The following is a 25,585-nucleotide window of genomic DNA, read 5'->3' on the forward strand; positions in this document are numbered from 1 at the left end:
CCCTCCTCACGCAACTTCTCGCGAGTATGGGAATTGCGCCGAACTCCGACGCCGCGGACCGGTTGGCGGAGGAACTCGGACTCGAGCCGGACCCGCCGTATATCGGGACGATGGAGAATTTCCACGGCATGTCCCACGCTGACATGTACTCCAGGACGCAGGAGATCGATCCGGGGAGGATCGGCAGCCTCGCGGGAGGCTTCGGACGAGTCGGAGAGACGCTCGAGATCGAATCCATGCTGGATGATCTGCGTGGGCGCATCACAGAACTTTGGGGAGGCGCCGCAGCGGACAGCGCCGCCGCCGCTGCGGGACGTCTCGCCGCGCCGGGTGGTCAGTTCGAGGGCGCCCTCGACGTGATTTCGCAGAAGCTCAATGCGTTACAGATGTCGGCGAGCACGGTCAAGATGTCGGTCCCGCCGCCCGTGATGGCTACTCCACTCACGATCCTGTCGGCGCCCGCCGCGATGGATCTGGTGGAGCAGCAGCGTGAGGCACAGCGCATCGCAGCCGACAAGCTGACCAGTCTCTACGCCCCCAGTTACACGTCGGCGGGAACGAACGTGCCCGGTCTGCCCAAGCCGGACGGCCCGAACGGTGGCGGCGCCGGTGGTGGCTTCGGGTACGGCGGCGGATCGGGCGGGGGAAGTGGCGCCGGCACCGGCGGCGGGGGCGGATCCGCAACGGGAGCATCAGGCGGTGTCCCCGGCGCGGAAGACGCGGCGAACACACAGGCTGCGGGGGTCGACGCTCTCGCCGGGCAGGGTGCCGGTGGCCAGCAAGGTGGCGCTGGAAGCGGTATGGGCTCGGCGGCTTCCACGTCGGCGGCATCCGCGCAGAACGGTCTCGGGGCAGGCGCGGGAGCCGGTTCGGGCACGGGCACCGGGGCCAGCGGCGTCTACGGCGCCGGTGCCGGTGGACGCGGTTCGAGTGGCGGCGGCGGAATCGGTGGTGGCGCCGGAGGCGGCGCGGCCCGTCGTCGGGACGACCAGCGGGGCGAGAACCAGGGCGGCGCGATGGTGCCCGGGGCCATCCCGCCCGGTGCCGGAGCGGGCGCAGGTGCCGGGGCGGCAGCCGCGGCGGGTGCGGCGGCGGCGAAGCCGTCGATGGGCCGTCCGGGGATGGGCATGGGTATGCCGATGGGCATGGGCGCCATGGGAGGCGGTGCCCGCGACGACGACAAGGAACACAAGACTCCGAGCTACCTGGTCAACATGGAGAACGGGAACGAGTTGATCGGGGACCTCGATCCGGTGGCTCCCCCGGTTATCGGCGCCTGACCCGAAAGCCCCGCCGGATCCTCGCTGTCAGGGCACCGGAAACGTCTCTGCGGCGTGATCGTGCCCAGCCAGCACCCCACCTCCCGTGGAAGGATGGTCGGACAGCCACGACCCCGGATCGGGAGTGCACGATGACCGAGAACGCCGGCAAGAATCTCCGTAAGACGCTGCCGCGGCGCGAGCTGGCGACGCTGCGTCTCCCGGATCGCGACCCGCTCGCGATCCTCGAGGATCAGCATCGGACCAGGCTGGCCGACCTCATCGGAGTCCGTGTCGGCAGGATGCTCGACTCCCCTTTCGCGTACTACCGTGGCACCGCTGCCGTCATGGCCGCAGACCTTGCCGTGGAACCGGTTTCGGGACCACGGGTCGTGTCGTGCGGAGACGCACACATCAGCAATTTCGGGTTCTTCGCCTCACCGGAGCGCACGCTCCTGTTCGACCTGAACGATTTCGACGAGGCGGGAGTAGCCTCGTGGGAATGGGACGTCAAGCGGCTCGCCGCCAGCGTGTACATCGGCGGACGCGATCTCGGTCTGTCCGAGGACGAGTGCCGGGCCGCGACAGTGACCGCGGTGCAGTCGTATGTGACGACACTCGTCGAGCTGGTGCAGCTCAGTCCTTTCGAACGGTATTTCGTCCGGGTCTCGTCGGATGACCTCGAAGCGGCATTGACGGGTGCGTCGCGGCGAATCACGCGAAAGGTGACGACGAAGGCCCGCACCCGCACGTCGGAGCAGGTGCTCGCCAAGATCACCACTCGCGGTGACGACGGACAGCTGCGGATCGTGGACCAGGCACCCGTGACGCGCCACGTGGAGCACGCCAGCGCGGCCGAGATCGAGGCGCTGTACGCGCAGTACCGCGGGACACTGCGCGAAGACAGTGCCTTCCTACTGTCGCAGTACCGGCCCACGGACGTGGTGCTGCGCGTCGTGGGTGTGGGGAGTGTCGGAACTCGCTGCTACGTGCTGGCACTGGAGGGTCCGGACGGGGACGCGGTGTTCCTCCAGGCAAAGGAGGCGCAACCGTCCGTGCTCACGACGTACGGCGGCATGCCGGCGACCATCCCGGGCAGCACGGACGCATCGGATTTCGCGGAGGGCCGACGTGTGGTGGCCGGCCAACGCATCCTGCAGGCCCAGTCGGATCCGTTTCTCGGGCACATCGTGGGCTTCGCCGGGGATCGGGGCCGGGACGTCCGCGTCGACTACTACTGGCGGCAGTTCCGTGACATGAAAGGCTCCGTCGAGCTGTCCCGTCTGCCGTCTGCGCAGTTCGTCGAGTACGGACAGGTGTGTGGGAAGCTACTGGCCCGCGCTCACAGCCAGTCGCCCGCTGCGCCCACGGTGGCGGGTTACGCCGGTTCCGGGGACCGGGTTCCGCTGGCCCTCGCGGACTGGTCTGCCGCCTATGCCGATGTGGTCGAGGCGGATTTCGCGGCACTGGAACGGGCCGCAGAGGCCGGGCGGCTTCCTGTCGAGCGTGGTGTCTGAGCAACCGGCGTCAGCGTCAGGTGACGACGGTCCGCCGATCGCGCCCGGTGGAGACGATCTACCCGCGCACCGCGCGCGTGAGCGTCCCCAACAGCTCCGCGATCTCCGAACCGATCGTCAGGTAGGTCTCCTCGTCCTTGCCGATCGGGTCCGAAACATCTTCCGGGTCACCGGTGTTGCGGTGGTCCCGGCGGGCTTCCGCGAGCTGGGCGACGGTGGTCGCGCCCACTGCATCGGTGAGGCGCACCGCCTCCTTGAGCGTGAACGTCTTCGGGAACTGCGACGGGGCGACGGACAGGACCGCCTCCCGGTGCTGCTCGGACATCGTCAGCACCAGATCCGCCGCAGAGGCGATCTCCGGGGTGAGCATCCGGGCGGTGAACCCGTCCGGATCGCCGCCGAGCCCCTCGAGGACCTTGGCCGCCGTCGGTTCCATCTCCTGCCCTGCAACAGCGTGGGTGCCCGCACTCTCCACAGTCAGGTCGTCGATGCCCAGTTCCTCGGCATACGCGACGGCCAACCGTTCCGCCGTGGCGGAGCGGCAGATGTTTCCGGTGCAGACGAAGAGAACATGCATGCGCGAAAGCATAGGACCCGCCGCTCGCTCCGTCGTATCCGAGACGGTCGCGTGGCGGTGGATACCTGGTGAGGAGATCCGTTCGCTGTTGTTCGCCTGCGGTACCCGCGGGGTATCCGCATCGCTCATGTGCGCTGGGTAGTAACGGGGCATGCGCTGCACGGTTTTCGGAACGGGATACCTCGGAGCCACCCATGCCGCGTGCATGGCCGAACTCGGACACGACGTCCTCGGCGTCGACATCGACGCGGGCAAGGTGGCCAAACTCACGGGCGGACAGGTGCCCTTCCACGAGCCGGGGCTCGAGGACGTGCTGCGCCGCGGGCTCGACAGCGGACGGCTCGCGTTCACCACGTCCTACGACGAGGCCGCGGCTTTCGCCGACCTGCACTTCGTCGCCGTCGGCACTCCGCAACGCAAGGGTGAGTACGCCGCCGACACCTCGCACGTCGAAGCGGTGGTCGAGGGGCTGGCACCGCGCCTGGACGGCGCCGCGACGATCGTCGGCAAGTCGACGGTCCCGGTCGGGACCGCCGCGGCGCTGGGCGCCCGGGCGCGTGAACTCGCGCCGGCGGGCGATGCGGTCGAGGTCGCCTGGAACCCGGAGTTCCTCCGTGAGGGGCATGCCGTGCAGGACACGCTGCACCCGGACCGGCTGGTCGTCGGAATCGAGCCGGGCGGCCACGGTGCCGACGTGCTGCGCGAGCTGTACGCGGCGCTGCTCGCGGACGGAGTGCCCTACCTCGTCAGCGACCTCGCCACCGCCGAACTCGTCAAGGTGGCCGCCAACGCGTTCCTCGCCACCAAGATCTCGTTCGTCAACGCCGTCTCCGAGGTCTGTGAGGCCGCAGGTGCCGACGTCACCGTCCTCGCCGACGCGCTCGGGCACGACGCGCGTATCGGCCGCAGCTTCCTCGGCGCCGGGCTCGGGTTCGGTGGCGGCTGCCTCCCCAAGGACATTCGGGCATTCATGGCGCGGGCAGGCGAACTCGGTGCCAATCAGGCACTGCACTTCCTCCGCGAAGTGGACAGCATCAACATGCGTCGTCGCAGCAAGATGGTGGAGCTGGCCACCGAGATGTGCGAGGGGTCACTCCTGGGCGCCAACATCGCCGTCCTCGGTGCCGCGTTCAAGCCCAACTCGGACGACGTACGCGATTCACCGGCGCTGAACGTCGCCGGGATGATGCAGTTGCACGGCGCCGTCGTCAACGTCTACGACCCCCAGGCGGCGGACAACTCCCGACGGCTCTTTCCCACCCTGGGCTATGCGACCTCGGCGGTCGAGGCGGCGGCCGGTGCGGACGCGGTGCTCGTTCTCACCGAATGGGACGAGTTCACCCGCTTGCATCCCACCGAACTCGACGAGGTCGTCCGCAGACGCGTGATCGTCGACGGCCGCAACTGCCTGGATCGCGAGTTGTGGATTCGTCACGGATGGCAGCACCGTGCTTTGGGACGGGGATGAGTCCCCCGGGCAGGTGAGGGCAGCAGTACCTACTCCGGGGTAGCCACGGCGAGGTCTTTCGATAGACTGCGGCAACTGATCGGGGGGCCGTGTGAAGGACCCCGCACGACGAGTGAGGCAGCAAGTGGGTTCGGTTCTCGGGGTGTCCGTGGGCGCCAGCGCGGTGCGCCTGTCGCGCCCGGCTCCACCCGACGCTCCCGGAAGCCGCTTCCACTCACAGACCGTGAGCAGCGTCGGCGCCAGCCCCGAGGACATCGCGGCTCAGTCGATCGGCGTCGTTCTCGAGTCCGTCGACGCCGCACAGGTCACCGCGGTCGCCTGCCGCGACGAACCTCATGCCGAGGTGATGGGTGCCGCACTCGCCCGGCAGCGGCTCGGCGGCTACCAACTGCTCCCGGAAGTGGCTGCGACGCTCACCTTCCTCGAACACGTCGGGGCGTTGCGTGATTTCGCGACCCTCGTGTTCTACGACCTGGGCAGTTCCGGACTGACCGTCAGCGTCGTCGAGCGTGCCAGCGGAACCGTCCTGGCCTGGCAGCGCACCGACCAGGTCGGCGGTGACGTGTTCGATCGCCTGATCCGGGACAACCAGATCTCCGGTCGCCGACTGACCCCTCCGCCGGATGCGCAGGCCGCCGCGGCCCTCGACGTCCAGTGCCGGGAGGCGAAGGAACGGCTCTCCAGCGGGGGCGCCGTGTGTGTTCCCGGACCCGCGGGCCTGCTGTTGCTCTCGCGTGACGTGTTCGACTCACTGATCGGGCCCACCGTGGAATCGTCGGCGCGGCTCGTGCGGGACGTCGTCGAACGATCCGGACGGCGACCGGACGCGGTGGTCTTGCTCGGCGGTGGTGCCCGCATCCCGATCGTGCAGTCGGTCGTGGAATCGTGGCTCGCGCTGCCGGTGGTGATTCCCGAGCACCCGGAGACCGTGACGTCCGAGGGTGCCGCGTTGCTGGCCGCCCGGATCGCGCAGGTGCCGATGCCCGAGGCGGACGCCGGCACGGCGCCCGTCTCGGCTCCGGTACCCGTGCCTCCGCCCACCCCGGAGCAGCCGGCGGCCCCCGCTCCCGCAGTGGTACTTCCCCCGGCCGGAACGATCCCGACGACGACATTGTCGAGCGCGGCCGATTCCGCGGACTCCCCTGCGCCCCAGCCGGTTCCCGCCACCCTGAACCAGCCGGAGACCTCCGTGGCGTCCCCTCCGTCGGTCGACGTGCCGGTGGGGCAGGAGCAGCAGATTGCGGGCGAGGTACCGACGGCTCCGGTGCCGGCTGCCCCGGACGTCCAGGCGCAGCCGCCGATCCCGTTCGCCGGTCAGCCGGCCTTCCTGCAGTCGGCTCCGGTGCCGGACGCTGCCTCCGGAACCGAGCCGTCCTGGCTGTCGTCGGCGGCGCCGCCGCCCGCGCCGAAGGTGGGACGGTCGCAGATTCGCGCCGCCGCGCTCGCGGGTGGTGCGCTGGTGGCCGTCGCCGTGATCGGTGTCGGATTGGGTTGGGGCGGAGGACTCTTCGGATCCAGCGAGAACACCTCGCAACTCGAGCCGACCACCACCGCCCCGGCCACACAGCGGCCCGTCGCCTCCGAACTGCCGCCGCCCCCTCCGCCGGAACCGACGCCCGAGCCTCCTGCTCCCGCGCCGCAGACGCAGATCCGGATCCCGAGCCAGCCGCCCGCGCCACCACCGCCCCCGCCCCGGCCGACCATTCCGGGGCTACCGGGAATCGAGCTGCCGCAGATCCAGTTGCCCGAACTGCCGCAGTTTCCCCCGCCCCGGCCGTAATTTTCCCGTCAGCGGGAGTGCCTGCCCCGGGACGACGAACGACGTGCCGGAGTTGCCCTTCCCGGTACGGCCCCGCCACCGACCGGGCGAGCGAGCAGCACCGCGATGGCCGTCGTCAACGGCACCGACAGTGCCAGCGCGATACCACCGACCGCCGAACGTGCGATCTCGATCGCGACGGCATCGCTGGTGAGTACGTCCTGGATCGAACGCCCCGCCGTACTGAACAGCAGCAGCAACGGAAGTGCTCCACCGGCGTAGGCGAGTACCAGTGTGTACACGGTGCTGGCGATGTGGTCGCGACCCACGCGCATCGCCGAGCCGAAGATCTCGCGCCGGGACGAGTCCGGGTCGAGAGCGGCGAGCTCGAACGCCGACGACGCCTGCGTGATGGTGACGTCGTTGAGGACACCGAGCGATCCGATGATGAATCCCGCGAGCAGCAGGCCGGTGATGCTCACGTGCTGGATATAGGTCTGGATGTTGGTGTTCTGCTCCTCGGAGAGCCCCGTCAGCCGGGTCACCTCGATCGTCGCCCAGGAGAGCACGGCGGCCAGCGCCATCGAGGCGAGCGTGCCGAGGAGCGCGGAACTCGTGCGTAGTGAGAATCCGTGGGCGAGATACAGCACCACGTAGAGGATCGCGGCACCGGTGACGAGTGCGACGGGTACCGCCGCCTTCCCGTCGAGAAGCGCGGGGAGCGTGAAGAATACGAGTACCCCGAACGCCACCACGATGCCGATCAGTGCACGCAGACCCCGTCCCCGGGCCACCAGCACGACGACGATCGCGAACGCGGCCGCCACGAGGAGCAGCGGGAGACCACGTGCGTAGTCCTCGAACCCGTACTGTGTCTCGCCGGTGACCGATTCCTGCCGCATCATCCTGATGTGCTCGCCTACACGCAGGTCCGGCTGCCCCGGGGCGGGAATGATCTCGAGGAGAGTCTGCGATCCGGCGTCGGGACCGGATTCGATCCGCACCAGACTGCGTTGACATTCGTACGCGTACGAGGTCGGCGGGGTGGGCTCCCCACTGAACGCGCGTCCGGTCGAGGGGGACCCGCACGGCCCGATGTCCTGGCGCACCACGGTTCCCGACTCGGTGATCTTGGGTCCGCGCAGACCGGCGGCCTCGGATTGTTCGGGTATCTCGGTGGCATGCTCGCTGGGCCACAGGGCCACCGCGCCACCGAGGACGAGTATTCCGATCACGACCAGGAGCCCGATGACGACCTTCGCCGCCGTCGGGCCCACCGGCACCGGTCCGTCGTGGCCGTGACCGTGGCCGTGCCCCCCACTGTGCTGCGTCGACATTCGGCCAGCGTAGCGACTGATGGGCCCCCGTCGACGTGGACCCGACGGCCTGCGCCTGCCCGGCCGTCGTCAGGCTGCCGTGGCCCTTGCGTGTGGCTTCCATGTCGCTCGTGTGATTGAATATCGGCGCACCCGTCGAGGTCGTCCACGGGCGATGCACCGACACGGTCACGGGGTGCTCACTTCGCGGAACCCTGTGTGAGGGGTGGGTTCCCGGTGACGGCGTGGACCTGGCGGGGTTCCCAGCGGGTGGAGTTCCCCGGAGTCGGGGCCGAGGTTCGGGGAGATTTGCCGAGCTGGGTGGCGGGGTACAGGGGGGGTTGACCCCGCCACCTACCTGCGCCCACAGGGGGGGAGGGGTCGCAGGTGCTCGAGGCACTCGAAAGTGCCGGAAGCCAATCTACCGACAAGTGGGGGGGATTCGTCAACTGGCGCGCGGAATTGCCGTCCGGGCGTGTCCGGAGCGACCTCCCGCCTAGAATCGGCCGCGGGTAGGGAGGTGGTCACGTGTGGTCGGTGTCGTCGGCGATGTGGTGGCGATCCCGCGTACGCGGAGCGCACCCGGCCCCGCCGGCGCGGCGGTCGGGGCGTGAGCTCCGGCGGATCCTCGCCGACCTGGACGTACCGCAATCGTGGGACCGAGACCAACTGGTGCGCAGGGTGTCCGAGCGTCGAGGGCGGCGGCTGCACGTCGTGCCCGTACCGGGTCGGCTGGTCCGCGCCGGGCACTTCGGGTTGTGGGTGGCTCGCACCGACGACGACGTGGTGCTGTACGCGTCCGAAACGTCGGACCAGCACGCCACCCACATCATCTGCCATGAGATCGCTCACATGACCCTCGGGCACGACCGCACCGCGCGGGACGACGACACCGTCGACCGGGACTCGCTGCGGCGGGCCGTCCCGGGATTCGACGAGTCGGGTGTGCGTCGGGTCTTCGGCCGGTCGAGCTACTCGGCCGACCAGGAGTACGAGGCCGAGTTGTTCGCCACGTTCGTGATGGCGTCCAGGCGCAGCGCCGATCCGGAGGACGCCCGTTCCCGGTTCCTCGACACGTTCTGATCATGACGTCCTCCGGATCGCTTTTCGAGACAGTGGTGTTCGTCGCCGTGTGGTGCGTCGTGGCGGCGCGGGTACTCGTCGAACGGGACGGCGCCGCGGAGCGGCGGATGACGTCGGCGCTGCTGTTCGCGGGCCTCGCCGTCACGGCCCGGACACCACCGGTCACGGAAGTGGTGGACGGCACCCTCGGAGCGGGCGCCACCCGCTGGGTCTCCAACGTGTTCGTGCTGCTGACCGTCGCCTCTCTCGTCGCGTTGCTGTCCGCCTGGGTGCACGGAGCCGGGCGGTTCCCGCGGATCCACGGAATCGCGCTCGGCGTCGCGCTCCTCCTCGGGGTGGTGCACGTACTGCTGTCGGCTCGTGCGGCCGCCGAGGGTGTGCGCGGTGTCGGCGGCAGCGGGTTCGCCACGGCGGCCACCGCCGTCTACGCGGTGCCGCTCCTCGTCACGGCGCTGCTCGTCTTCCGCTCCGCGGTCACCCATTTCCGGGAGCCGGCGCAGGCCCCGAGGGTGCGAGCCGGCACCGGGCGGCCGCCGGATCTCCGGGGCCCGCAGCGGCGGACCTACCTGATGGTCGCGGCGATCGCCGCCTTCGAGGTGGTGGACATGTCGATGGTGCTCACCACGAGCGTGTCGCAGACCCTCGCGGGAAGCGGGGAGCCGGCCGTCGCGTACGACACCGACGGGTGGATTCGGCTCGGCGTGGTTCTCGCCGCCACGGTGATCGCGTCGGTACCGCTCGTCCGGCGGGTGGACCGGACCCGCAGCTACCGGCGCACCCGACGACGGATCCAGCCGATGTGGCGCACCCTCACCGCCGCCGTTCCCGAGGTCGTTCTCGACGTGCGCAGCCGGGACGCGCGGGAGCTCTGCGAACGAGGCCGGTTACACCGCACCTGCGTCGAGACCAGGGACGCGGCTCTGCTGGTGGCCCCGTTCGTGCCGTCCGCGTGGCGTCGACGGTGCGACGAGCGCTCGTCGCCCTGGCACGTCGCGGTCGGACTGCACCTGGCGGTGCGGGCGCGTCGCAGCGAGGCCCCGACGCACGGATGGAACGTGGGCTCAGCGTCCGCGGACCTGCGCGACGAAGCCCACGAACTGGCCGCGATCGGCGACGTCTGGGACGAGGCGGGAAGGTTCGCCGAGACGTGGAGCGGTGGGCTCGGATCCGCCGACCTCACCGGTCAGTGTTCGTGATCGACGCTTCCGGCGTGCGGCAACGTCTCGAGGAGGCCGATCATCCGTTCGAGTTCCTCGTCCGTCGCGACGCCGGGTGAACCGGCAGTCCGCATCGACAGGTGCCGGACGTCGGCGTCGCGAACCGCGATCTCGAACCGCAACAGCAGATCGAAATGCCGCGGATTCTCGTCGAGGAGGTACTCGGCCGGGCACGAGAAGTGGTCGGCGAGCGCGGCGAGCAGGGCGCGGTCCGCGGTGTCGGTGCCGTCCCGGAGCGTCCGCAGCATCTCTCCGGAGACCTGTCGGCCGAGACGCTCGGACACCCCGTGCGCCACCGCGTCCACGTCCGGCTCGGCGCCCCCGCGTTCGTGGGCGACGGCGAAGAGGCGGTTGATCCGGTCTGCCAGGGGCAGCGGGCGCGCGCTCATGCCGCCGGCCCGTTCGATGCAGCGCCCACGTGGTCCGTTGCCGACTCCCAGCGGCGCCGGTACCGCTCCCGGGTGGCCGCGTCGAGGTCGTGTCCCCGCCCGTACAGGTAGCGCCGGTACAGCGCCTCCTCGCGCTCCACGGGATCGGCCGTCGACGGCGGCGCCTCGAGCAGGTGACCGAACGCGAACTCCAGGAGCGGCTGCCGCGGACCGGAAGGCCCGCCGTTCACCTCGAGGAGCCGGGTCACGTACGCACCTGTGATCTTCGACACCACTCGGTCCAGTTCCGCTGCCGCATCGGACAAACCGGGCACACCCGGATGTTCCTCGGCGATCCTGTTGACCGCACCGTGCGGCGCGAGCAGTTCGACGAGGGTCTCCAGGTCGAGCGGGATCTGTGAGGGACCCAGGCGCAGTGGCGGCCGTTCGGCGGGGATACGACGTGACTCCGACGACTCGAGCGGTACCGGCTCCCCGCCTTCGAGCGTGCGGGCGGCGCTGCCCGGGGCCCACCGCAGCGCCAGGTCCAGCTTCCGGAGCGTCTCGATGCTCGGATCGGGACCGGTCCCGTTCTCGGCGCGGGTCTGGGCCGCATCCGACGGCCCGCCGGCGGCCGTCACCTCGTCCTGCGTCAGATTCAGCAGGCGGCGTCGGTGATAGACGTACTGCCCGAAACGCGCACGGGTGCTGGTGACCATGAATCCCCCAAAGACATACGAAAGCGACGCGCGTGTCGCCTCGCACACATCCTACTGCTTGTAGGTGGTGAGGAAGTTCCCGAACCGCTCGATCGCCACTGCGAGATCCCGGGCCCACGGCAGGGTGACGATCCGCAGATGGTCGTGGTCCGGCCAGTTGAACCCGGTGCCCTGCACGACCAGGATCTTCTCCTGGAGAAGCAGATCCTGCACCAGCTTCTCGTCGTCGTGGATCTCGTACACCTCGGGGTCGAGGCGCGGGAACGCGTACAGCGCGCCCCTGGGCTTCACGCACGAGACCCCGGGGATCATGTTGAGTCGCTCCCATGCGACGTCACGCTGCTCGAGCAGACGGCCGCCCGGCAACACCAGGTCGTCGATGGTCTGGTAGCCGCCGAGCGCGACCTGGATCGCGTGCTGGGCGGGCACGTTGGGGCACAGCCGTGAGGACGCGAGCAAGTCGATTCCCTCGATGAAGCCGCTCGCATGGTCCTTCGGGCCGGTGATGGCGAGCCACCCGGCCCGGTACCCGGCCACCCGATACGCCTTGGACAGGCCGTTGAACGTCAGGCACAGCAGGTCCGGTGCGAGCGAGGCCAGTGAGATGTGCTTGGCGTCGTCGTAGAGGATCTTGTCGTAGATCTCGTCGGCGAGCAGCAGCAACTCGTGCTTGCGCGCCAGGTCCACGAGCTGCTGCAGCACCTCCTGGGAGTAGACCGCCCCGGTGGGGTTGTTCGGGTTGATGACCAGCAACGCCTTCGTCTTGTCCGTGATCTTGGACTCGATGTCGGCGATGTCCGGGTTCCAGTCGTTGCCCTCGTCGCACAGGTAGTGCACCGGAGTGCCGCCGGCCAGCGACGTCATCGCCGTCCACAGCGGGTAGTCCGGCGCGGGGATGAGTACCTCGTCGCCGTTGTTCAGCAGCGCCTGCATCGTGATGGTGATGAGCTCGGACACCCCGTTGCCGAGGTAGATGTCGTCGACGTCCAGGTCCGGGAATCCGGGAACCAACTCGTAACGGGTGACGATCGCGCGGCGCGCGGACAGGATGCCCTTGGACTCGGAGTAGCCCTGCGCATACGGGAGAGCGGCGATCATGTCCCGCATGATCACGTCGGGAGCGTCGAACCCGAACGGAGCCGGGTTACCGATGTTCAGCTTCATGATCCGGTGGCCCTCGGCCTCGAGCCGGGCCGCGTGCGCGTGCACCGGTCCACGGATCTCGTACACGACGTTCTGCAGCTTGGTGGACTGCTCCAGACGGCGCGCCTGCTGACGGTGGCGGACGGGTTCGGATGTGCTCACGACGTCCATTGTCCCACCCGCGTGCAAACGGTATTCCGGCACCGATGAGTTTCGGGTGGCAACACGGTCATCACCGACAGAACCCGAACCGAAGGGAGCCGTGATGACTCTTCCCGACCCGTCCGTCCGACTCGACCGACGATTCAGTGACCCCGACGCGCAGCCGACGCCGTGGCCGCAGGTCCGCGAACAGCTGAGCGCCGCGCCGCTGTACTGGTTGTCCACCGTGCGGCCCGACGGCCGGCCACATACGACACCGCTGATCGGGGTGTGGGTCGCCGATGCGCTGCACATCTGCACGGGCGCGGAGGAGCAGAAGGCACGCAACCTGGCGTCCAATCCCGCCGTGACGGTCACGACCGGCACCGCCGCCCTCGACGCGGGGACGGACGTCGTCGTGGAGGGCACGGCGGGCCTGCTCGCCGAGGACGGTGCGCTGCGCGACGTCGCGGCGGAGTACCTGCGCAAGTACGGGCCGGAGTGGCAGTTCGACGTGCGGGACGGCGCATTCCACCACGAGCATTCGAGCCCCCTCGTCTACCGGATCGACGCCGCTGCGGTGTTCGCGTTCGCGAAGGGCGTTTCGGGTCAGACCCGATTCGAATGGGGCGGTTTCGCGCGGTGACCCACTTAGGGTGGACACATGACTGTTGCGCCCTTCGGATCCTGGTCGTCACCGATCACCGCCGCGGACCTCGCGGCCGCCGGACATCCCGTCGACGGAGGGCGATTCGTCGGTGACGAGGTGTGGTGGGCCGAACTGCGTCCCGCCGAGGCCGGACGAATCGCGATCCGTAGGCACGGTGCGGACGGCCCGGTGGACGTGTTGCCGCCGCCGTGGAACGCGCGCACCCGGGTCCACGAGTACGGCGGCGGCGCCTGGACGGTCACGGATGCCGACCAACTGGTGTTCGCCGAGTTCACCGACCAGCGCCTGTACCTGCTCGACGGGTCGACACCGCGTCCGCTGACGCCGGAGCCGTCCCACTCGTGCGCCGTCCGGTACGGCGACCTGTCCGTCGTCGACGGCGAGATCTGGGCCGTCCGTGAGTCGCACGCCGGGGACGGAGCGATCACTCGCGACATCGCGGTGGTGCCCCTGGACGGTTCGGCCGCGGACGATCCCTCGCGGGTGCGGCACGTGGTCGGCGGATCGGACTTCCTGGCGTACCCGCGGGTGTCCCCGGACCGTTCCCGCATCGCGTGGATCGCCTGGAATCATCCGCAGATGCCCTGGGACGGAACGGAACTACGAGTGGCATACCTGCAGGACGGGCAGGCAGTGGGGCAGCCGACGGTTCTCCTCGGCGGAACGGAGGAATCGGTACTGCAGCCGGAGTGGATCGGTTCCGGCGAGCTGTACGTCATCAGCGATCGCAGCGGATGGTGGAATCTCTACCGCGTCGCCGCGGACGGCGGAGATCCGATTCCGCTGTGCCCCATGGACGCCGACTTCGGTGGCCCGTTGTGGATGCTCGGCGCACGCTGGTACCTGCCGCGGGCCGACGGGACACTGCTCACGGTCCGCACCGTCGGGACCGACGCGCTCGCCGTGCTCGATCCGAGTACCGGCGCGCTCATGGACACCGACCTCGAGGATCTCACCACGGTCGTCCTGTCCGACCTGCGCGGGGACACCGTGCTCGCCCGCACCGGTGGCGCGCGGGTGGCGTCCGGGATCCGCACCCTCGACCTGGCGAGCGGGGACGTCGACACGGTGCGCCTGTCCGTGGCCGCGCTGCCCGACGCCGCGTACCTGCCCGAGGCCAGGCAACTGACGGTGCGCGGGAGCGAACGCGAGGTGCACGTCGTCGCCTATCCACCGCGCAATCCGGAGTTCGATGGTCCACCCGGGGAGGCGCCTCCCTACGTCGCGTTCGTGCACGGCGGACCGACTGCGCACGTCGCGCCGTCGCTCAACCCGGTGTTCGCGTTCTTCACCAGTCGCGGGATCGGGGTCGTCGACGTCAATTACGGCGGATCCACCGGATACGGTCGTGAGTACCGCAACCGGTTGCGCGGACAGTGGGGTGTGGTGGACGTCGAGGACGTGGTCACCGCGGTGCGCGGGCTGGCCGAACTGGGCCTGGCCGACGCCGGCCGGCTGGCCATCGAAGGCGGCTCGGCGGGCGGGTGGACGGTGCTGGCGGCATTGACGACCTCCGATGTGTTCGCGTGCGGCACCTCGTACTACGGAGTCGCGGAACTGGACAGGTTCGTCGAGGAGACCCATGACTTCGAGTCCCGGTACATCGACGGGCTCATCGGCCCCCTCCCGGAGGCGGCTGCGCTGTACGCGAGCCGGGCCCCGCTCGAGAACGTCGATGCGCTGGACTGCCCTGTGCTGCTCCTCCAGGGCCTCGACGATCCGATCGTTCCGCCGGCCCAGGCCGAGCGTTTTCGGGATGCCCTGGTGCGCAAGGGTATCCCGCACGCCTACATCGCATACGAGGGTGAATCCCACGGCTTCCGGAGAGCCGAGACCCAGATCAGTGCGCGCAATGCCGAACTGTCCTTCTACGGTCAGGTTCTCGGCTTCACGCCGCCCGGGATCCCCGAACTCGAACTCTGGCGTCCGGAGTAGCGCACTCGTCCTGCCGGTGCGGCCGCCTGTCGGCCGCGCAGGAGGGCGGCCCGGATCCGTGCCGTCAGCTCGTCGGTGTTCGACAGATCGTCCCAGGTCCAGCGGACGATCTGCCACCCCGCCGCGCGGAGCGCGTCCTCCCTGCGCTTCTCGGCCCACAACACGTCCTCCGGAGTGGATCCTTCGGGTACCAGCCGACCGTATTTGATCCGCCCGTCGAACTCCCCGATCACACCGTCTTCTTTCCACAGAAAGTCGACGCGACCGAGATGGTTGCCTGCCGCGTCGAAGACGTCGGCCTGAGTGACCGGAAGAGGGAGCTGCTCGCGGATGAACGCTGCACGGCTCCGCGATTCACCGACGGATTCGCTGCCCGGTTCGAGGAATCGTGCGACGCGGCAGGCTTTCCGACTTCCTGGGTGTGAGGGGTGCAGCGCATGGGCGATGTCTTCGGGGACGAGGTGTGCGGTCCGCAGAGCGTGGTCCCCGATCACCAGCGCCTGTTCGAACGGCAATGTGGCAGCGAGGTCCGCGACCGTTCGAGCCGGGGTGGTGACCGCGGTTCCCCGAAGATCGGTGACATCGCCCGGTGCGAGCCTGCCGGCATGCACGATTCGGCTGTTCGAGATGCTGTTGCCGGTGGGCTTGTCGCGGATGACGTGAGCCCGCTCGAGTGGGACGTTCCACACGGTGAAGCCGTGGAGTATGGCGGCGGACACGTGGCTGAGAACCAGATCGCCGCCGACGGACACGGTTGCCTCGCAGAGCAGACGATGACGTTCCACCACGTCGAGGGCGGTGTATGCAGAGCGAGGCACATAGACGCCGCGGATCACCCGGACCCATGTCCCCGAGTCGACCAGTCGGCGGATCTCGCGGTCGCTGAGTCCACGGCTTCGCGCCGATTCCCGCGTGATGATGCTCGGTTCCCCCATACCGGCATTGTGTCGAGATCCGGTGTCAGGTGGGTCTGCTCAGCCCACGTCGTCGCTCCGTTGTGGACGAGTTGAGACCTGTGGATAGACAGACCTCACAACGAGATTGTCGGGTTCACAATGCTCCCGACGCGTCGTAGCCCTTGTGAACCCGACAATTCCGTTGTGAGCTCTGGGTCCGGCCCCCGAACCACGAATGCCCCCGCCGTCCGGCAGGGGCATTCGTGGTGATGCGGCTACTTCTTGCGGCCGGGCGCCTTGGCGCCGGACTTGAAGCCGAGTCCGCCGGGCTTCGCCTTCGGCGGCTCGGGGGCCGTCGAAGGTTCTGCGGCCGAGGCCTCGGTGGCGGGTGCTTCCGCCTCGGCCGGTGCTTCGGCTGCCGGGGTCGCGGGCTCGGGAGCCTCGTCCGCGGCAGGCTCGGCCGGGGCAGCAGGCGTGGCCGGGGCAGCCTTGCGTGCTCCCGGGGCCTTGGCGCCGGACTTGAAGCCCAGCCCGCCTGCCTTGGGCGCCGGAGGTGCCTTCGGCGCCTCGGCCGGTGCTTCGCTCGCCGGTGTATCGGCGGCAGGTGCCTCGGCCTCGGGCGCCTTCGGTGCCGCTGCCTTGGCGCCGGGTGCCTTGGCGGCACCCTTCATCTGTAGACCCGGGCCCTTCTTGGGAGCCGGAGCCGCTGCGGTCGTCTCCTCGGCGGGGGCATCCGCAGCTGCCGGCGCCTTGGCGCCGGGTGCCTTGGCGGCGCCCTTCATCTGCAGACCCTTGCCGGGTGCCTTGGCCGCGCCCTTCATCTGTAGACCCGGGCCCTTGGGGGCCTCCGCTGCGGGAGCAGCCGGCTGAGCATCGTCCGAAGCCGTCGGCTTGGCCCCACCGGGAGCCTTCGCCTTGCCGGCCATTCCGAGACCCTTGCCGGGTGCCTTCGCACCGGGTGCCTTAGCCCCGGGAGCTTTCGCGCCCGGTGCCTTCGCCAGGCCCTTCATCGCCAGGCCCTTGCCTGCGGGAGCCTCCTTGGCGGCCGGGGTCTCGGCAGCCTCCTCGACTTCCTCGACGCGTGCCTGCTCCTGCTCCTCGGCAACCTCTTCGGCCGCGACGGGAGCCTTCGGCCGCGGGATCACCTTGATGTTCTCGGTGAGCTCCGCCGCGTCGAGACGCTTGATCGACGAGAGCATCAGCTGGGCCACGTCGACGACCTCGACGCCCTCGCCCTTGCCCTCCTCCTGACGGGCGGTGACACCGTCCGTGAGCATCACACGGCAGAACGGGCAGCCGGTGGCGATCTTCGTCGTCGAGGTCTCGAGGGCCTCGTCGACGCGATCGACGTTGATCCGCTTGCCGATGTTCTCTTCCATCCACATGCGGGCACCACCGGCACCACAGCACATGGAGCGCTCGGCGTGCCGCGGCATCTCCTTGAGCGTCGATCCCGACGCCGCCATGAGTTCACGCGGTGCGTCGTACACCTTGTTGTGACGGCCCAGGAAGCAGGGGTCGTGGTAGGTGACGTCCTCGCCGACCGAGGCCACGGGGATCAGCTTCTTCTGGCGCACCAGACGGTTGAGCAGCTGTGTGTGGTGTACGACCTCGTACCTGCCGCCCACCTCCGGGTACTCGTTGCCCAGGGCGTTGAAGCAGTGCGCACAGGTGACGACGATCTTGCGCTTGCGCACGTCCTCGATGCCCTCGAAGACGGAGTCGAGCATTTCGATGTTCTGCATCGCGAGCTGCTGGAACAGGAACTCGTTACCGGCGCGGCGAGCGGAGTCGCCGGTGCAGGTCTCGTCGGCACCCAGGACCATGAACTTGACGCCCGCGGTGGCGAGCAGCTCGGCGACCGCCTTGGTGGTGCGCTTGGCGCGGTCCTCGTAGGCACCGGCACAGCCGACCCAGAACAGGTATTCGTAATCCTCGAAGGTCTCCGCGTCCTGGCCGAAGACCGGGATGTCGAAGTCCATCTCGTTGATCCAGTTGAGCCGGTCCTTGGAGTTCTGTCCCCAGGGGTTGCCCTTGTTCTCGAGATTCTTGAACAGGCCGGCCAGCTCGGACGGGAACTCCGACTCGATGAGGACCTGGTAGCGGCGCATGTCGATGATGTGGTCGACGTGCTCGATGTCCACCGGGCACTGCTCGACGCATGCGCCACAGCTGGTGCAGGACCAGAGGGTCTCGGCGTCGATGACGGGAGCGAGCTCGCCGCCCTCGACCAGTTCCTTGGTCTCGCCGACCAGTTTGCGGGTGGCCTCGTCGCGGGCAGCCTCGGGGATCTTGGCCAGCTTGTCCTCGAGCGGGTTGCCCTCGGCGTCGACCAGGCCGACCTCGTCGCCGCCCATGTCCTTGCGGCCGCCGGCGAGCAGGTAGGGGGCCTTGGCGTAGCCGTGGTCGCGCAGCGACATGATGAGCAGCTTCGGCGACAGAGGCTTACCGGTGTTCCAGGCGGGGCACTGGGACTGGCAACGGCCGCACTCGGTACAGGTCGTGAAGTCCAGCCAGCCCTTCCAGGAGAAGTCCTCGATGGCACCGGCACCGAACGTGTCGTTGTCCGGGTCCGCGTCCTCCATGTTGATCGGCTTGCCGCCGGACATCATGGGCTTGGCCGCGCCGAGTGCGACGTCGCCGTCGTCCTCGCGCTTGAAGTAGATGTTGAAGAAGGCCGAGAACCGGTGCCAGGCGACGCCCCAGTTGATGTTGCGGCCGACGACGTACAGCCACACCATCGCGGACATCAGCTTGACGAATGCGAACGTCGACACCATCTCGGGGCTCGCCGGAAGCAGTTCGGCGACGCGCATGGTGAAGAAGTCGGTCCACGGGTTGGCGTGGCCGTAGGTGGCGATCTTGCTCGACTTCACCAGGATCATGCCGAGGCCCTCGATGAGGACGACGATCTCGACGAAGTAGGCGGCGCGGAAGTTCGAGCCACCGAAGCGGGACAGCCGGGCCGGGTCACGCGGATGGTTCCGCTGACGGATGATGACCAGCGCGATGATGCCGATGACGGTGCCGATACCGAGCAACTCGTCGACGAAGTGGTAGACGCCGGTTCCGCCGATGAGGGGCCAGTGACCTTCGGGGTTGAAGGTCTGGATGTAGGCCTCCATCGCGACGATGGACCCCAGCAGGAAGCCGATCATCACCAACCAGTGGGCCCAGCCGACGGTGCGGAACTTGTTCATGCGCGTGTGCGCGAGAACCTCCACAGCCACCTGCTTGACGCGCGGGAAGAACGGACGCCAACGATCCGGAGCGGGCTGACCGATCCGGATCGCGCTGACGATCCTCCACACACCGCGGAAGAACGACCCCCAGGCGGGAATACTCAGCAGGACGCCGATGGTGCCCAACGTGATCGTCAGGGCATTCATGTCGCGGCCTTTCGTTTCAGGGCGGCGGGCTGGCCACCTCGGACTGCAAAGGATCTTAACGCCTCGCAAGTTACCCGCCGGTAACTTGAGTTGTCTACTCACCGGTAACCTGTGGTGACGTGGTAAAGGCGTCGAGTCTCGGTCCACGTTAGGTGGTAGTGGTCACGCGCCTTTCGGAAGGATGTCCTAACCCGCGCTCCGGCACGGGAAAGACGCCGCCTCGCCCTCGGGGCGGCATTGGTGGTGCGATGGCGTCGGCGAGAAATGTGCTGGTAGACGCGCGTTTACCGTTCGTTTCGCAAAATAGTGATACGTATCACACTGCCACTCGTGGCGCCCCGCTCACCAGGACCAAAAGGATAATGTCGGCCCGTCGGTTTGCTTCGTTACACGGAACGGGTCCACTTCATGAATCTTCGACGGCTCACCACGACTTCGATGCTGCTCATCGCGGCGTTGGGGATCAGTGTAGGTACGTCCGCTGCCACTCCCGCCCCGGAGGCGCCTGCCGAGCAGGTCGCGCCGGGGATCAACTACACCGTCGATCGCGAGGGCGATTCCGCCGTCGCGACCATCGATGCCGGTGCGTTCGTGCTCAACGGAGTCGACGGTGCCATCGAGGTCCGCGACGACGCAGGAAACCTTGCGGCCACCGTGCCCACCTTCTTCCGCCTCGACGACATCCAGCACCCGCTGCGCGCTGCGCTGGACGAGACCGGCCGTGTGCTCCGCCTGACCCCGGACCTCGACCCGGCCGCGGCCACGGTCGTCCCGGCCGCCGATCGGCTGCAGCTCTCGGACATCGCCGGCCCGGAGACCCGGGAAGAGCGGGACCGTGAGGCTCTGCGGAACTTCCAGCAGCAACTGGGTATCACCACCGCGATCACCTCGATCGTCGCGGCCATCATCGGCGGCGGCCTCGGGTGCCTCGTCGGTGGCCTCACCGGCGGCGCGCTGACGCCATTCCTCGGATTCACCGGTGCGATCCCGGGCTGCATCGGTGGTGCGCTGGCATTCGCTCCGGTCACCGCACTCGCGGGCACCATCTTCGTCGGCGGTGGCGCGCTCATCATCCTCGGCATCCAGTACTTCGACACGATCAACTCCCCGTTCGTCGAGCCGGAAGCGGTGCCCGCGGCATGATCGGCCGGTTGCGCAGAACGGTGGCGATCGCCGCGCTGACGATCGCTTCGCTCGGCCTCTACGCCGGGACGGCACATGCCGCCCCGGCGCTGGCAGCGCCCGCCCCGGCGCAGTCCGAGGGCGACATCGGCTACGAGGCGCGGATCGACGGCGACAGCGTCGTGTCCACCATCGATTCCGGTCTCTTCCGAGTCTCCGGGGACGGGGACACGGTCGAGGTGGTCGACGGCAGCGGCAAGGTCGTTGCCGCGGTTCCGCTGACCCTGAAGGTCGGTGAGCAGGTCTTCCGGATCGACCAGGAGATCGTCGACCGCACGCTCACGCTGACGCCGCAGGTTCCGCAGGACGTGGTCGAGTCGGTGAAGGCGACTGCGGCGTCGCCGAGCGACATCGCCCAGGAGGGCCCGCAGACCCAGGCGGAGCGCGACAGCAACGCTCTGGGTGAGTTCAGTTCTTACCTCGGATACGCCACTCTCATCGGCGGTCTGGTGTTCGCGCTCGTGTTCGGGGTCGTGGGCCTCGTCGTCGGCTGCATCGTGGTTCCCGCGGTGGGCTGCCTTCCCGGTCTGATGGGAGGTGTCAGCGCGGGCTCCCTCGCCGGCACGATCTTCGTCGGCGGTCCAGCCCTGGTGATCCTCGGCATCCAGTACCTCACGATCATCAATACCCCGTTCGTGCCCCCGGGCGAGGAAGAGCCGGCACCCGCCTGACCCGCCAGGGCGGCATCCGCCGGTTGCACAGACGAAGCGGCCCGGACCTGTACAGGTCCGGGCCGCTTCGTCCGTATCGGGAAGTGCCCCGTGTCAGGAAGTGCGAATCTGCAATCCGGGGTTGTCCGCGAGGATCGTGTTGATCGGCGTCGCGAACAGTTCCGGGCTCTCACCCAGCACGAACGTGACCACGTCGGCGATCTGGCACAGCGGGTACTGGCCGACATTGGAGGCGCTCGAGATGCCCAGCGCGGAGGTGCCGGTGACGATGGTGCCGCCGCTGTCGCCCTGCAGTGCGCAGATGCTCGTGGAGAAGCCGCCCTGGATGACCCGGGAGCCGACCTCGACGTCCTGGTTGACGGTCTTGACCACGCCGCAGGTGAATCCGGTGGTGAGGCCGGACTTGCAGACCGGGGCCCCGACGACGGGATCAGCGGTTCCGGTGATCGCGAGGGGTGCCGCACCGGGAACCCGGACTCCGTTGTTCTCGAACCGGTGCCGCGCGCCGTCGTCGGCGCGGATCAGCGCGTAGTCGTAGCGATCGAGCACCGACTTGCTGAAGGTGCCCAGACGCGGGCCGGTGCCGTTCGGAGCGAGGGCGAACGCCTCCGAGGACGCCGACGTGCCCGCGGCCTCGCGGTTCGGGTCGCAGTGTCCGGCGGTGATGTTGACCGGGTGACCCGAACGGTCGGTCGCGTTGAATCCGAGGGAGCAGCGCAGGCCCACGTCGCCGCCGAGTGCGCCGTAGGGATCTCCGCCGAGCAGCGCATCGCCGGGGAGCGGATCGGCGATCGGTGTCAGGTCGTGCGGAGCCGGTTCGATCGGGGCCGGTGCCGGAACGATCCGGGCATCCTTCAGGAAGTCCGGGAGCTGCAGTCCGCCGGTGGTGTCGGCCCGCAGCACCAGGCCGTTGTTCACGACGTCGAGCGTGATGCCCCGTACCAGGTCGGCGACGGCGGGCGGTTGCGTGTCCAGCCAGCTACCGAGCTTCGCGATCTGCGTCTGCAGGCCCTGCTCGCTCTGCGCGACGTCGCGCACGGTGAATCCGGCGTCGGTCGCGGCGGACTCGGCGGCGTCACGGTCGTCGCCGGGTGCGAGGGCGACGATCGGAGTGCCCTGGTCCAGCCAGGTCCCGGCGAACGCCTCCGGGTAGAGCTCGCGGGCGATCTCGGCGAACTCGGCGAGCTTCTGAGCCAGCTCGGACTGCTCGAGGTACTGGTCCGGGGACAGCTGGAGATCGCGAGCCAGGGCGTCGATCAGTTCGGCCGGCAGCTTCGCGGCCTGGTCCGACACCTGCGGCTCGACCGGTTCGGCCTGTGCCACTGCGCCCATCGGGAGGAGCAGCAGCACCGCGGCCGAGCCGAACACGGCGGCACGACGTGCGAGAGAGCTTCGCATGGGGGCCTTTCTGTCAGCTCGGACCGGCGCCCGTGGCACCGGTCCGAGTACGGTCGGACACGACTATATGGGTTGGGGGTCGACGAACCTAGTCCGTCGACCCCCACCTCGGGTTCTCGTTGTCCGGTCCGGTCAGTCCCGGGCGGTCCGCACGGTGAGACCGGTACCGACGGCGTCGACGATGTCGTTGATCGGGATACCCAGGTTGGCGGTGCCACCCTGCGGCGCGAGGACCAGGTTCGCTTCCAGGCAGTTCGGTGCGCCGCTCGAGTTCGAGCCGCTGGTGATACCCAGTGCCAGCGTGCCGGTCACGATGGCGCCACCGCTGTCGCCCGCGAGGGTGCAGGCGGTACCGGCGAATCCGCGCACCAGCCGGCTCGTGCCGTCCGCGACGAACAGCTGTGACTCGACGTGATCGGCGGCGACCACGCCACAGGTGAACGACGACGTCTGGCCGGACTTGCAGATCGGTGCACCGACGACCGGGCGAGCCGTGCCGGTGATCGTCAGCGTCGTGCCGTTCGCACCGCGGACGGCGGGACGGTCGAGGCCCGCCCGGACACCGGCGTCGTTGAGCGCGATGACCGAGTAGTCGAGACCGTCGGTGGCGCTGCCGACCGAGGAGGACCGGAACTGTCCGATTCGCGGACTGGCGTCGATGTCCGCGTGGTCGGGCAGGTACACCGGCGAGTTCGCGCCGAGCGCCGGATTGCAGTGGCCCGCGCTGATGTTGACCGGGGTGCCGTCGCCGTCCACCGCGTTGAATCCGAGCGAGCACAGGGTGATCTCGTCCGTCGGCGTGTCCTGCAGGGCGTGCTCGGTGGTGATGTAGGTGTCACCGGCGAGGGGGCCGGGCTCGACGGGGCCGCCCTGCCCGGGGCTCAGCATGACCTTGACGTTGGCGAGCAGCGTCGGCAGGTTCAGTGCATGGCCGATCGGGCTGTTGACCACGTCGAGGACGACCCGGTTGTCGAGGACGTCGATCGACGCCGAGTTGATCTGCGACGAGATGTCCTTCGGCAGACCCGAGATCCACGAGTTCAGTTCGGAGAGCGTCTGTTCCAGGCTCGCGGCGGACACCGGGGCGAACTTGGTGGTGTAACCGTCCTGTGCGGCCTTCTCCGCGGCCTCCGAGGAGGTCACGGCGACGACCGGCTGGCCGTCCGTCCCGATCCAGGCGCCGGCGTAGTCCTCGGGACGCTCGCTGCGGAAGTTCTGCGCGTATGTGCCCAGCTCCTGTGCCCGCGCGGCGCGATCGAGATACTCCTGCGGGCTGATCCGCAGATCCCGGGTGATCGCCTCGACGAGTTCCGCGGGCAGTTCCGCAGCGTCGAGTTGAGTGCTTCCCGAGGTGGTCGGAGCGGCCTGAGCAGCGGTGGCCAACGGCGCGAGCAGCAGCATCGCGGAGGCGCCCACGACTGCGGCGCGGAGCGCCAGCACGTTACGCATGCGGTCCCTTCTGGGTTCTGGAGTCCGGGGATGACGGGGTCGTCGGTGGATCAGCGACTTACCTTATGTCACCCACGCAACACCCGGACGGGTGGAGTACCCGGACTCGCGGAGCCCGCACGCGCTACCCGGGGTCCAGCCGCGATCAGGAGTTCTGATCGGTCGTGGGGCCCGTGTCCACGGCGCCGTCGTCCTCGCCGTCCTCGCCGTCCTCGCCGTCATCCTCGTCGGGTGGATCCGGAGTCGGATCGGTGGTCGCCGGTGGCGTGGTCGTCTCGACCGGTGGTGGAGGCGGTGGCGGAGGCGGTGGAGGCGGTGGCGGTGGAGGCGGTGGCGGTGGCAACGCCTCGGTGGTGGTCACCACGACGGGCGGCGGCGGTGGCGGGGGAGGGATGTACTCGCTCGTCGTCGGTGGGGCCGTCGTGATCTGCTGGGGGGTCACCGTCGGGAACGAGACCGGCCCGCGGGGAACAGGCTGGGCTGAGCGGGTCGATGCCACGGCACCGTCGCGGATCTCGGGCACCTCGGTCGATCCCCGTACCTGCAGTGCAGTGGCGATGAGCGCACCGCTGAGCATGAGTGCAGCCGCAGCGGCGGCGCCCACGTACAGCGGCCGCCGGTCGGGCTTGCGCGTCGGGGTAGTGCCCGGGAACGCGGCCGAGGCAGGAGCCTGATCGGTACCGATGGCGACGGGTCCGGATCCGGCGGTGGCACCCAGCGCTTCGGGGAGTACCGCGGAATAGGCGGTGTGGGCCGCGCCGGGCAACGGCGGGATCGATTCGGTGTCCGCGTCGGTGGCGGCGGCGGTCAGCGCCGACCCGGCGGCGATCAGCGCTGCGCCCTGGGCAATGCGGGTCTCGTCCGAGCCCGGTTCGTCGGCCTCGTCCCCGCTGGCCGCCCCGGAGGCGGCAGGTTCCTCGGCGACGTTCGCGGCGAGGAGTGCCTCGGCGTCGGAGATCAGGTCGGCGTCCGTGAGTCCCATGTAGTCGAGGGATTCGCGCAGCGCCGCCACGGCGTCGGCGTCCCAGCCGGCGGGGTGGGTCGCGGTGACGCGGACCTCGCCGGTGAGGCCCTGCGCGGCGTCCCGAAAGAGGCAGAACAGCGCCGTCGCGACGAGGTCTTCCGCCCGCGTCATGGTTCCCGCGTAGTCGATTCCTTCGGGCTCGCCGACGCGGGAGAGGACGTTGCGGACGATGTCGGTTGCGTCCGCGTCGGGCTCCCCCAGCCGGACCGTACCGTCCGGCGCAGTGGAGATGATCGACGGCAACTCGAGGGTCCGCAGTTCGGTACCCGGGGCTGCCACGACAGCGGTCGCCCGGTCGTCACCGACACACAGCCCGACTCCGGTGGTCATCACAATCCTCACTCACACACGTGCCGAGGTTCTTCCCCGGCGCGAAATATGTCGCTTTCCGGAGTCGAATGGTT

20 protein-coding genes are annotated in these 25,585 nt (G+C 69.1%); 10 read left to right on the top strand and 10 right to left on the bottom strand.

The annotated features are described in order from the left end of the window. The first annotated feature begins 26 nt into the window (after nt 1-26). Together G4H71_RS22800 and G4H71_RS13525 are read left to right on the top strand one after the other, a co-directional pair. Nucleotides 27-1,280 (top strand): hypothetical protein, encoded by a 1,254-nt coding sequence (locus tag G4H71_RS22800; protein ID WP_185280449.1) that lies wholly within the window; start codon nt 27-29, stop codon nt 1,278-1,280. A 131-nt stretch (nt 1,281-1,411) separates the two neighbouring features. After that, nucleotides 1,412-2,776 (top strand): DUF2252 domain-containing protein, encoded by a 1,365-nt coding sequence (locus tag G4H71_RS13525; protein WP_072739506.1) that lies wholly within the window; start codon nt 1,412-1,414, stop codon nt 2,774-2,776. Nucleotides 2,777-2,834: 58 nt separating this feature from the next. On the opposite strand, the gene G4H71_RS13530 is transcribed toward G4H71_RS13525, so the two are convergent. After that, complete coding sequence (locus G4H71_RS13530) at nt 2,835-3,353, bottom strand: arsenate reductase/protein-tyrosine-phosphatase family protein (protein ID WP_072739504.1); 519 nt, start codon at nt 3,351-3,353, stop codon at nt 2,835-2,837. Nucleotides 3,354-3,504: 151 nt separating this feature from the next. Here G4H71_RS13530 and G4H71_RS13535 point away from each other — a divergent pair, with 151 nt between their 5' ends. Both G4H71_RS13535 and G4H71_RS22805 read left to right on the top strand, forming a co-directional pair. Continuing rightward, nucleotides 3,505-4,821 (top strand): UDP-glucose dehydrogenase family protein, encoded by a 1,317-nt coding sequence (locus G4H71_RS13535; RefSeq protein WP_072739502.1) that lies wholly within the window; start codon nt 3,505-3,507, stop codon nt 4,819-4,821. Nucleotides 4,822-4,933: 112 nt separating this feature from the next. After that, nucleotides 4,934-6,601, top strand: a complete 1,668-nt coding sequence (locus tag G4H71_RS22805; RefSeq protein WP_281392594.1) for a DUF7159 family protein — start codon at nt 4,934-4,936, stop codon at nt 6,599-6,601. 8 nt (nt 6,602-6,609) lie between these two features. Here the strand turns inward: G4H71_RS22805 and G4H71_RS13545 are convergent, their stop codons facing one another. After that, entirely contained in the window at nt 6,610-7,917 is a 1,308-nt protein-coding gene (locus G4H71_RS13545) for a YibE/F family protein (RefSeq protein WP_072739493.1), read from the bottom strand. 507 nt (nt 7,918-8,424) lie between these two features. Between G4H71_RS13545 and G4H71_RS13550 the strand changes: the two genes are divergently transcribed. Together G4H71_RS13550 and G4H71_RS13555 are read left to right on the top strand one after the other, a co-directional pair. Continuing rightward, complete coding sequence (locus G4H71_RS13550; RefSeq protein ID WP_246442151.1) at nt 8,425-8,979, top strand: hypothetical protein; 555 nt, start codon at nt 8,425-8,427, stop codon at nt 8,977-8,979. 2 nt (nt 8,980-8,981) lie between these two features. Next, nucleotides 8,982-10,175 (top strand): MAB_1171c family putative transporter, encoded by a 1,194-nt coding sequence (locus tag G4H71_RS13555; RefSeq protein WP_072739491.1) that lies wholly within the window; start codon nt 8,982-8,984, stop codon nt 10,173-10,175. Here G4H71_RS13555 and G4H71_RS13560 read toward each other — a convergent pair. Genes G4H71_RS13560 through G4H71_RS13570 form a run of 3 tightly spaced genes read right to left on the bottom strand, consistent with a single transcriptional unit; the run spans nt 10,163 to nt 12,597 of the window. Beyond that, nucleotides 10,163-10,585, bottom strand: a complete 423-nt coding sequence (locus tag G4H71_RS13560) for a hypothetical protein (protein ID WP_072739489.1) — start codon at nt 10,583-10,585, stop codon at nt 10,163-10,165. The two genes, G4H71_RS13555 and G4H71_RS13560, sit on opposite strands and share 13 nt — an antisense overlap. Further along, nucleotides 10,582-11,283 (bottom strand): helix-turn-helix domain-containing protein, encoded by a 702-nt coding sequence (locus G4H71_RS13565; RefSeq protein ID WP_072739488.1) that lies wholly within the window; start codon nt 11,281-11,283, stop codon nt 10,582-10,584. Before G4H71_RS13565 ends, G4H71_RS13560 begins: the two co-directional genes overlap by 4 nt. Before the next feature lie 51 nt (nt 11,284-11,334). After that, the gene (locus G4H71_RS13570; protein WP_072739486.1) at nt 11,335-12,597 is read right to left on the bottom strand and encodes a pyridoxal phosphate-dependent aminotransferase; all 1,263 of its coding nucleotides are present in this window, start codon (nt 12,595-12,597) and stop codon (nt 11,335-11,337) included. A 94-nt stretch (nt 12,598-12,691) separates the two neighbouring features. Here G4H71_RS13570 and G4H71_RS13575 point away from each other — a divergent pair, with 94 nt between their 5' ends. Continuing rightward, nucleotides 12,692-13,213 carry a pyridoxamine 5'-phosphate oxidase family protein gene (locus G4H71_RS13575; RefSeq protein WP_072739485.1) on the top strand — a complete coding sequence of 174 codons (522 nt, stop codon included), beginning with the start codon at nt 12,692-12,694 and terminating at the stop codon, nt 13,211-13,213. An 18-nt stretch (nt 13,214-13,231) separates the two neighbouring features. After that, a complete protein-coding gene (locus G4H71_RS13580; RefSeq protein WP_072739483.1) occupies nt 13,232-15,172 on the top strand; it encodes a S9 family peptidase in 1,941 nt (646 codons plus the stop codon). Here the strand turns inward: G4H71_RS13580 and G4H71_RS13585 are convergent. After that, nucleotides 15,112-16,107, bottom strand: a complete 996-nt coding sequence (locus G4H71_RS13585; RefSeq protein ID WP_072739482.1) for a type IV toxin-antitoxin system AbiEi family antitoxin domain-containing protein — start codon at nt 16,105-16,107, stop codon at nt 15,112-15,114. The two genes, G4H71_RS13580 and G4H71_RS13585, sit on opposite strands and share 61 nt — an antisense overlap. A 236-nt stretch (nt 16,108-16,343) precedes the next feature. After that, nucleotides 16,344-19,457 carry a (Fe-S)-binding protein gene (locus G4H71_RS13590; protein WP_072739480.1) on the bottom strand — a complete coding sequence of 1,038 codons (3,114 nt, stop codon included), beginning with the start codon at nt 19,455-19,457 and terminating at the stop codon, nt 16,344-16,346. A 408-nt stretch (nt 19,458-19,865) separates the two neighbouring features. Between G4H71_RS13590 and G4H71_RS13595 the strand changes: the two genes are divergently transcribed. Continuing rightward, nucleotides 19,866-20,600 (top strand): DUF8020 domain-containing protein, encoded by a 735-nt coding sequence (locus G4H71_RS13595; protein WP_072739478.1) that lies wholly within the window; start codon nt 19,866-19,868, stop codon nt 20,598-20,600. After that, nucleotides 20,597-21,310, top strand: a complete 714-nt coding sequence (locus tag G4H71_RS13600) for a DUF8020 domain-containing protein (RefSeq protein ID WP_072739476.1) — start codon at nt 20,597-20,599, stop codon at nt 21,308-21,310. Before G4H71_RS13595 ends, G4H71_RS13600 begins: the two co-directional genes overlap by 4 nt. Nucleotides 21,311-21,403: 93 nt before the next feature. Here G4H71_RS13600 and G4H71_RS13605 read toward each other — a convergent pair whose 3' ends face one another. The 3 genes from G4H71_RS13605 to G4H71_RS13615 all read right to left on the bottom strand — a co-directional run bounded on the left by G4H71_RS13605 (nt 21,404) and on the right by G4H71_RS13615 (nt 25,511). Further along, a complete protein-coding gene (locus tag G4H71_RS13605; RefSeq protein WP_072739474.1) occupies nt 21,404-22,708 on the bottom strand; it encodes a S1 family peptidase in 1,305 nt (434 codons plus the stop codon). A gap of 132 nt (nt 22,709-22,840) precedes the next feature. Continuing rightward, on the bottom strand, nt 22,841-24,157 hold the full coding sequence (locus G4H71_RS13610) for a S1 family peptidase (RefSeq protein ID WP_072739472.1): 1,317 nt from the start codon (nt 24,155-24,157) through the stop codon (nt 22,841-22,843). A gap of 145 nt (nt 24,158-24,302) precedes the next feature. Then, a complete protein-coding gene (locus tag G4H71_RS13615) occupies nt 24,303-25,511 on the bottom strand; it encodes a hypothetical protein (protein ID WP_139183327.1) in 1,209 nt (402 codons plus the stop codon). Nucleotides 25,512-25,585 lie beyond the last annotated feature (74 nt).

This window comes from Rhodococcus triatomae (assembly GCF_014217785.1).
GTDB lineage: Bacteria > Actinomycetota > Actinomycetes > Mycobacteriales > Mycobacteriaceae > Rhodococcus_F > Rhodococcus_F triatomae.

Bases quoted from the DNA above. Each gene is read 5' to 3' on its own strand.
- G4H71_RS22800 (WP_185280449.1), top strand. From the start codon at position 27: ATGGGAATTGCGCCGAACTCCGACGCCGCGGACCGGTTGGCGGAGGAA.
- G4H71_RS13610 (WP_072739472.1), bottom strand. From the start codon at position 24,157: ATGCGTAACGTGCTGGCGCTCCGCGCCGCAGTCGTGGGCGCCTCCGCG.
- G4H71_RS13590 (WP_072739480.1), bottom strand. From the start codon at position 19,457: ATGAATGCCCTGACGATCACGTTGGGCACCATCGGCGTCCTGCTGAGT.
- G4H71_RS13560 (WP_072739489.1), bottom strand. From the start codon at position 10,585: ATGAGCGCGCGCCCGCTGCCCCTGGCAGACCGGATCAACCGCCTCTTC.
- G4H71_RS13545 (WP_072739493.1), bottom strand. From the start codon at position 7,917: ATGTCGACGCAGCACAGTGGGGGGCACGGCCACGGTCACGGCCACGAC.
- G4H71_RS13565 (WP_072739488.1), bottom strand. From the start codon at position 11,283: ATGGTCACCAGCACCCGTGCGCGTTTCGGGCAGTACGTCTATCACCGA.
- G4H71_RS13585 (WP_072739482.1), bottom strand. From the start codon at position 16,107: ATGGGGGAACCGAGCATCATCACGCGGGAATCGGCGCGAAGCCGTGGA.
- G4H71_RS13595 (WP_072739478.1), top strand. From the start codon at position 19,866: ATGAATCTTCGACGGCTCACCACGACTTCGATGCTGCTCATCGCGGCG.
- G4H71_RS13570 (WP_072739486.1), bottom strand. From the start codon at position 12,597: ATGGACGTCGTGAGCACATCCGAACCCGTCCGCCACCGTCAGCAGGCG.
- G4H71_RS13575 (WP_072739485.1), top strand. From the start codon at position 12,692: ATGACTCTTCCCGACCCGTCCGTCCGACTCGACCGACGATTCAGTGAC.
- G4H71_RS13600 (WP_072739476.1), top strand. From the start codon at position 20,597: ATGATCGGCCGGTTGCGCAGAACGGTGGCGATCGCCGCGCTGACGATC.
- G4H71_RS13615 (WP_139183327.1), bottom strand. From the start codon at position 25,511: ATGACCACCGGAGTCGGGCTGTGTGTCGGTGACGACCGGGCGACCGCT.
- G4H71_RS13555 (WP_072739491.1), top strand. From the start codon at position 8,982: ATGACGTCCTCCGGATCGCTTTTCGAGACAGTGGTGTTCGTCGCCGTG.
- G4H71_RS13525 (WP_072739506.1), top strand. From the start codon at position 1,412: ATGACCGAGAACGCCGGCAAGAATCTCCGTAAGACGCTGCCGCGGCGC.
- G4H71_RS13535 (WP_072739502.1), top strand. From the start codon at position 3,505: ATGCGCTGCACGGTTTTCGGAACGGGATACCTCGGAGCCACCCATGCC.
- G4H71_RS13605 (WP_072739474.1), bottom strand. From the start codon at position 22,708: ATGCGAAGCTCTCTCGCACGTCGTGCCGCCGTGTTCGGCTCGGCCGCG.
- G4H71_RS13580 (WP_072739483.1), top strand. From the start codon at position 13,232: ATGACTGTTGCGCCCTTCGGATCCTGGTCGTCACCGATCACCGCCGCG.
- G4H71_RS13530 (WP_072739504.1), bottom strand. From the start codon at position 3,353: ATGCATGTTCTCTTCGTCTGCACCGGAAACATCTGCCGCTCCGCCACG.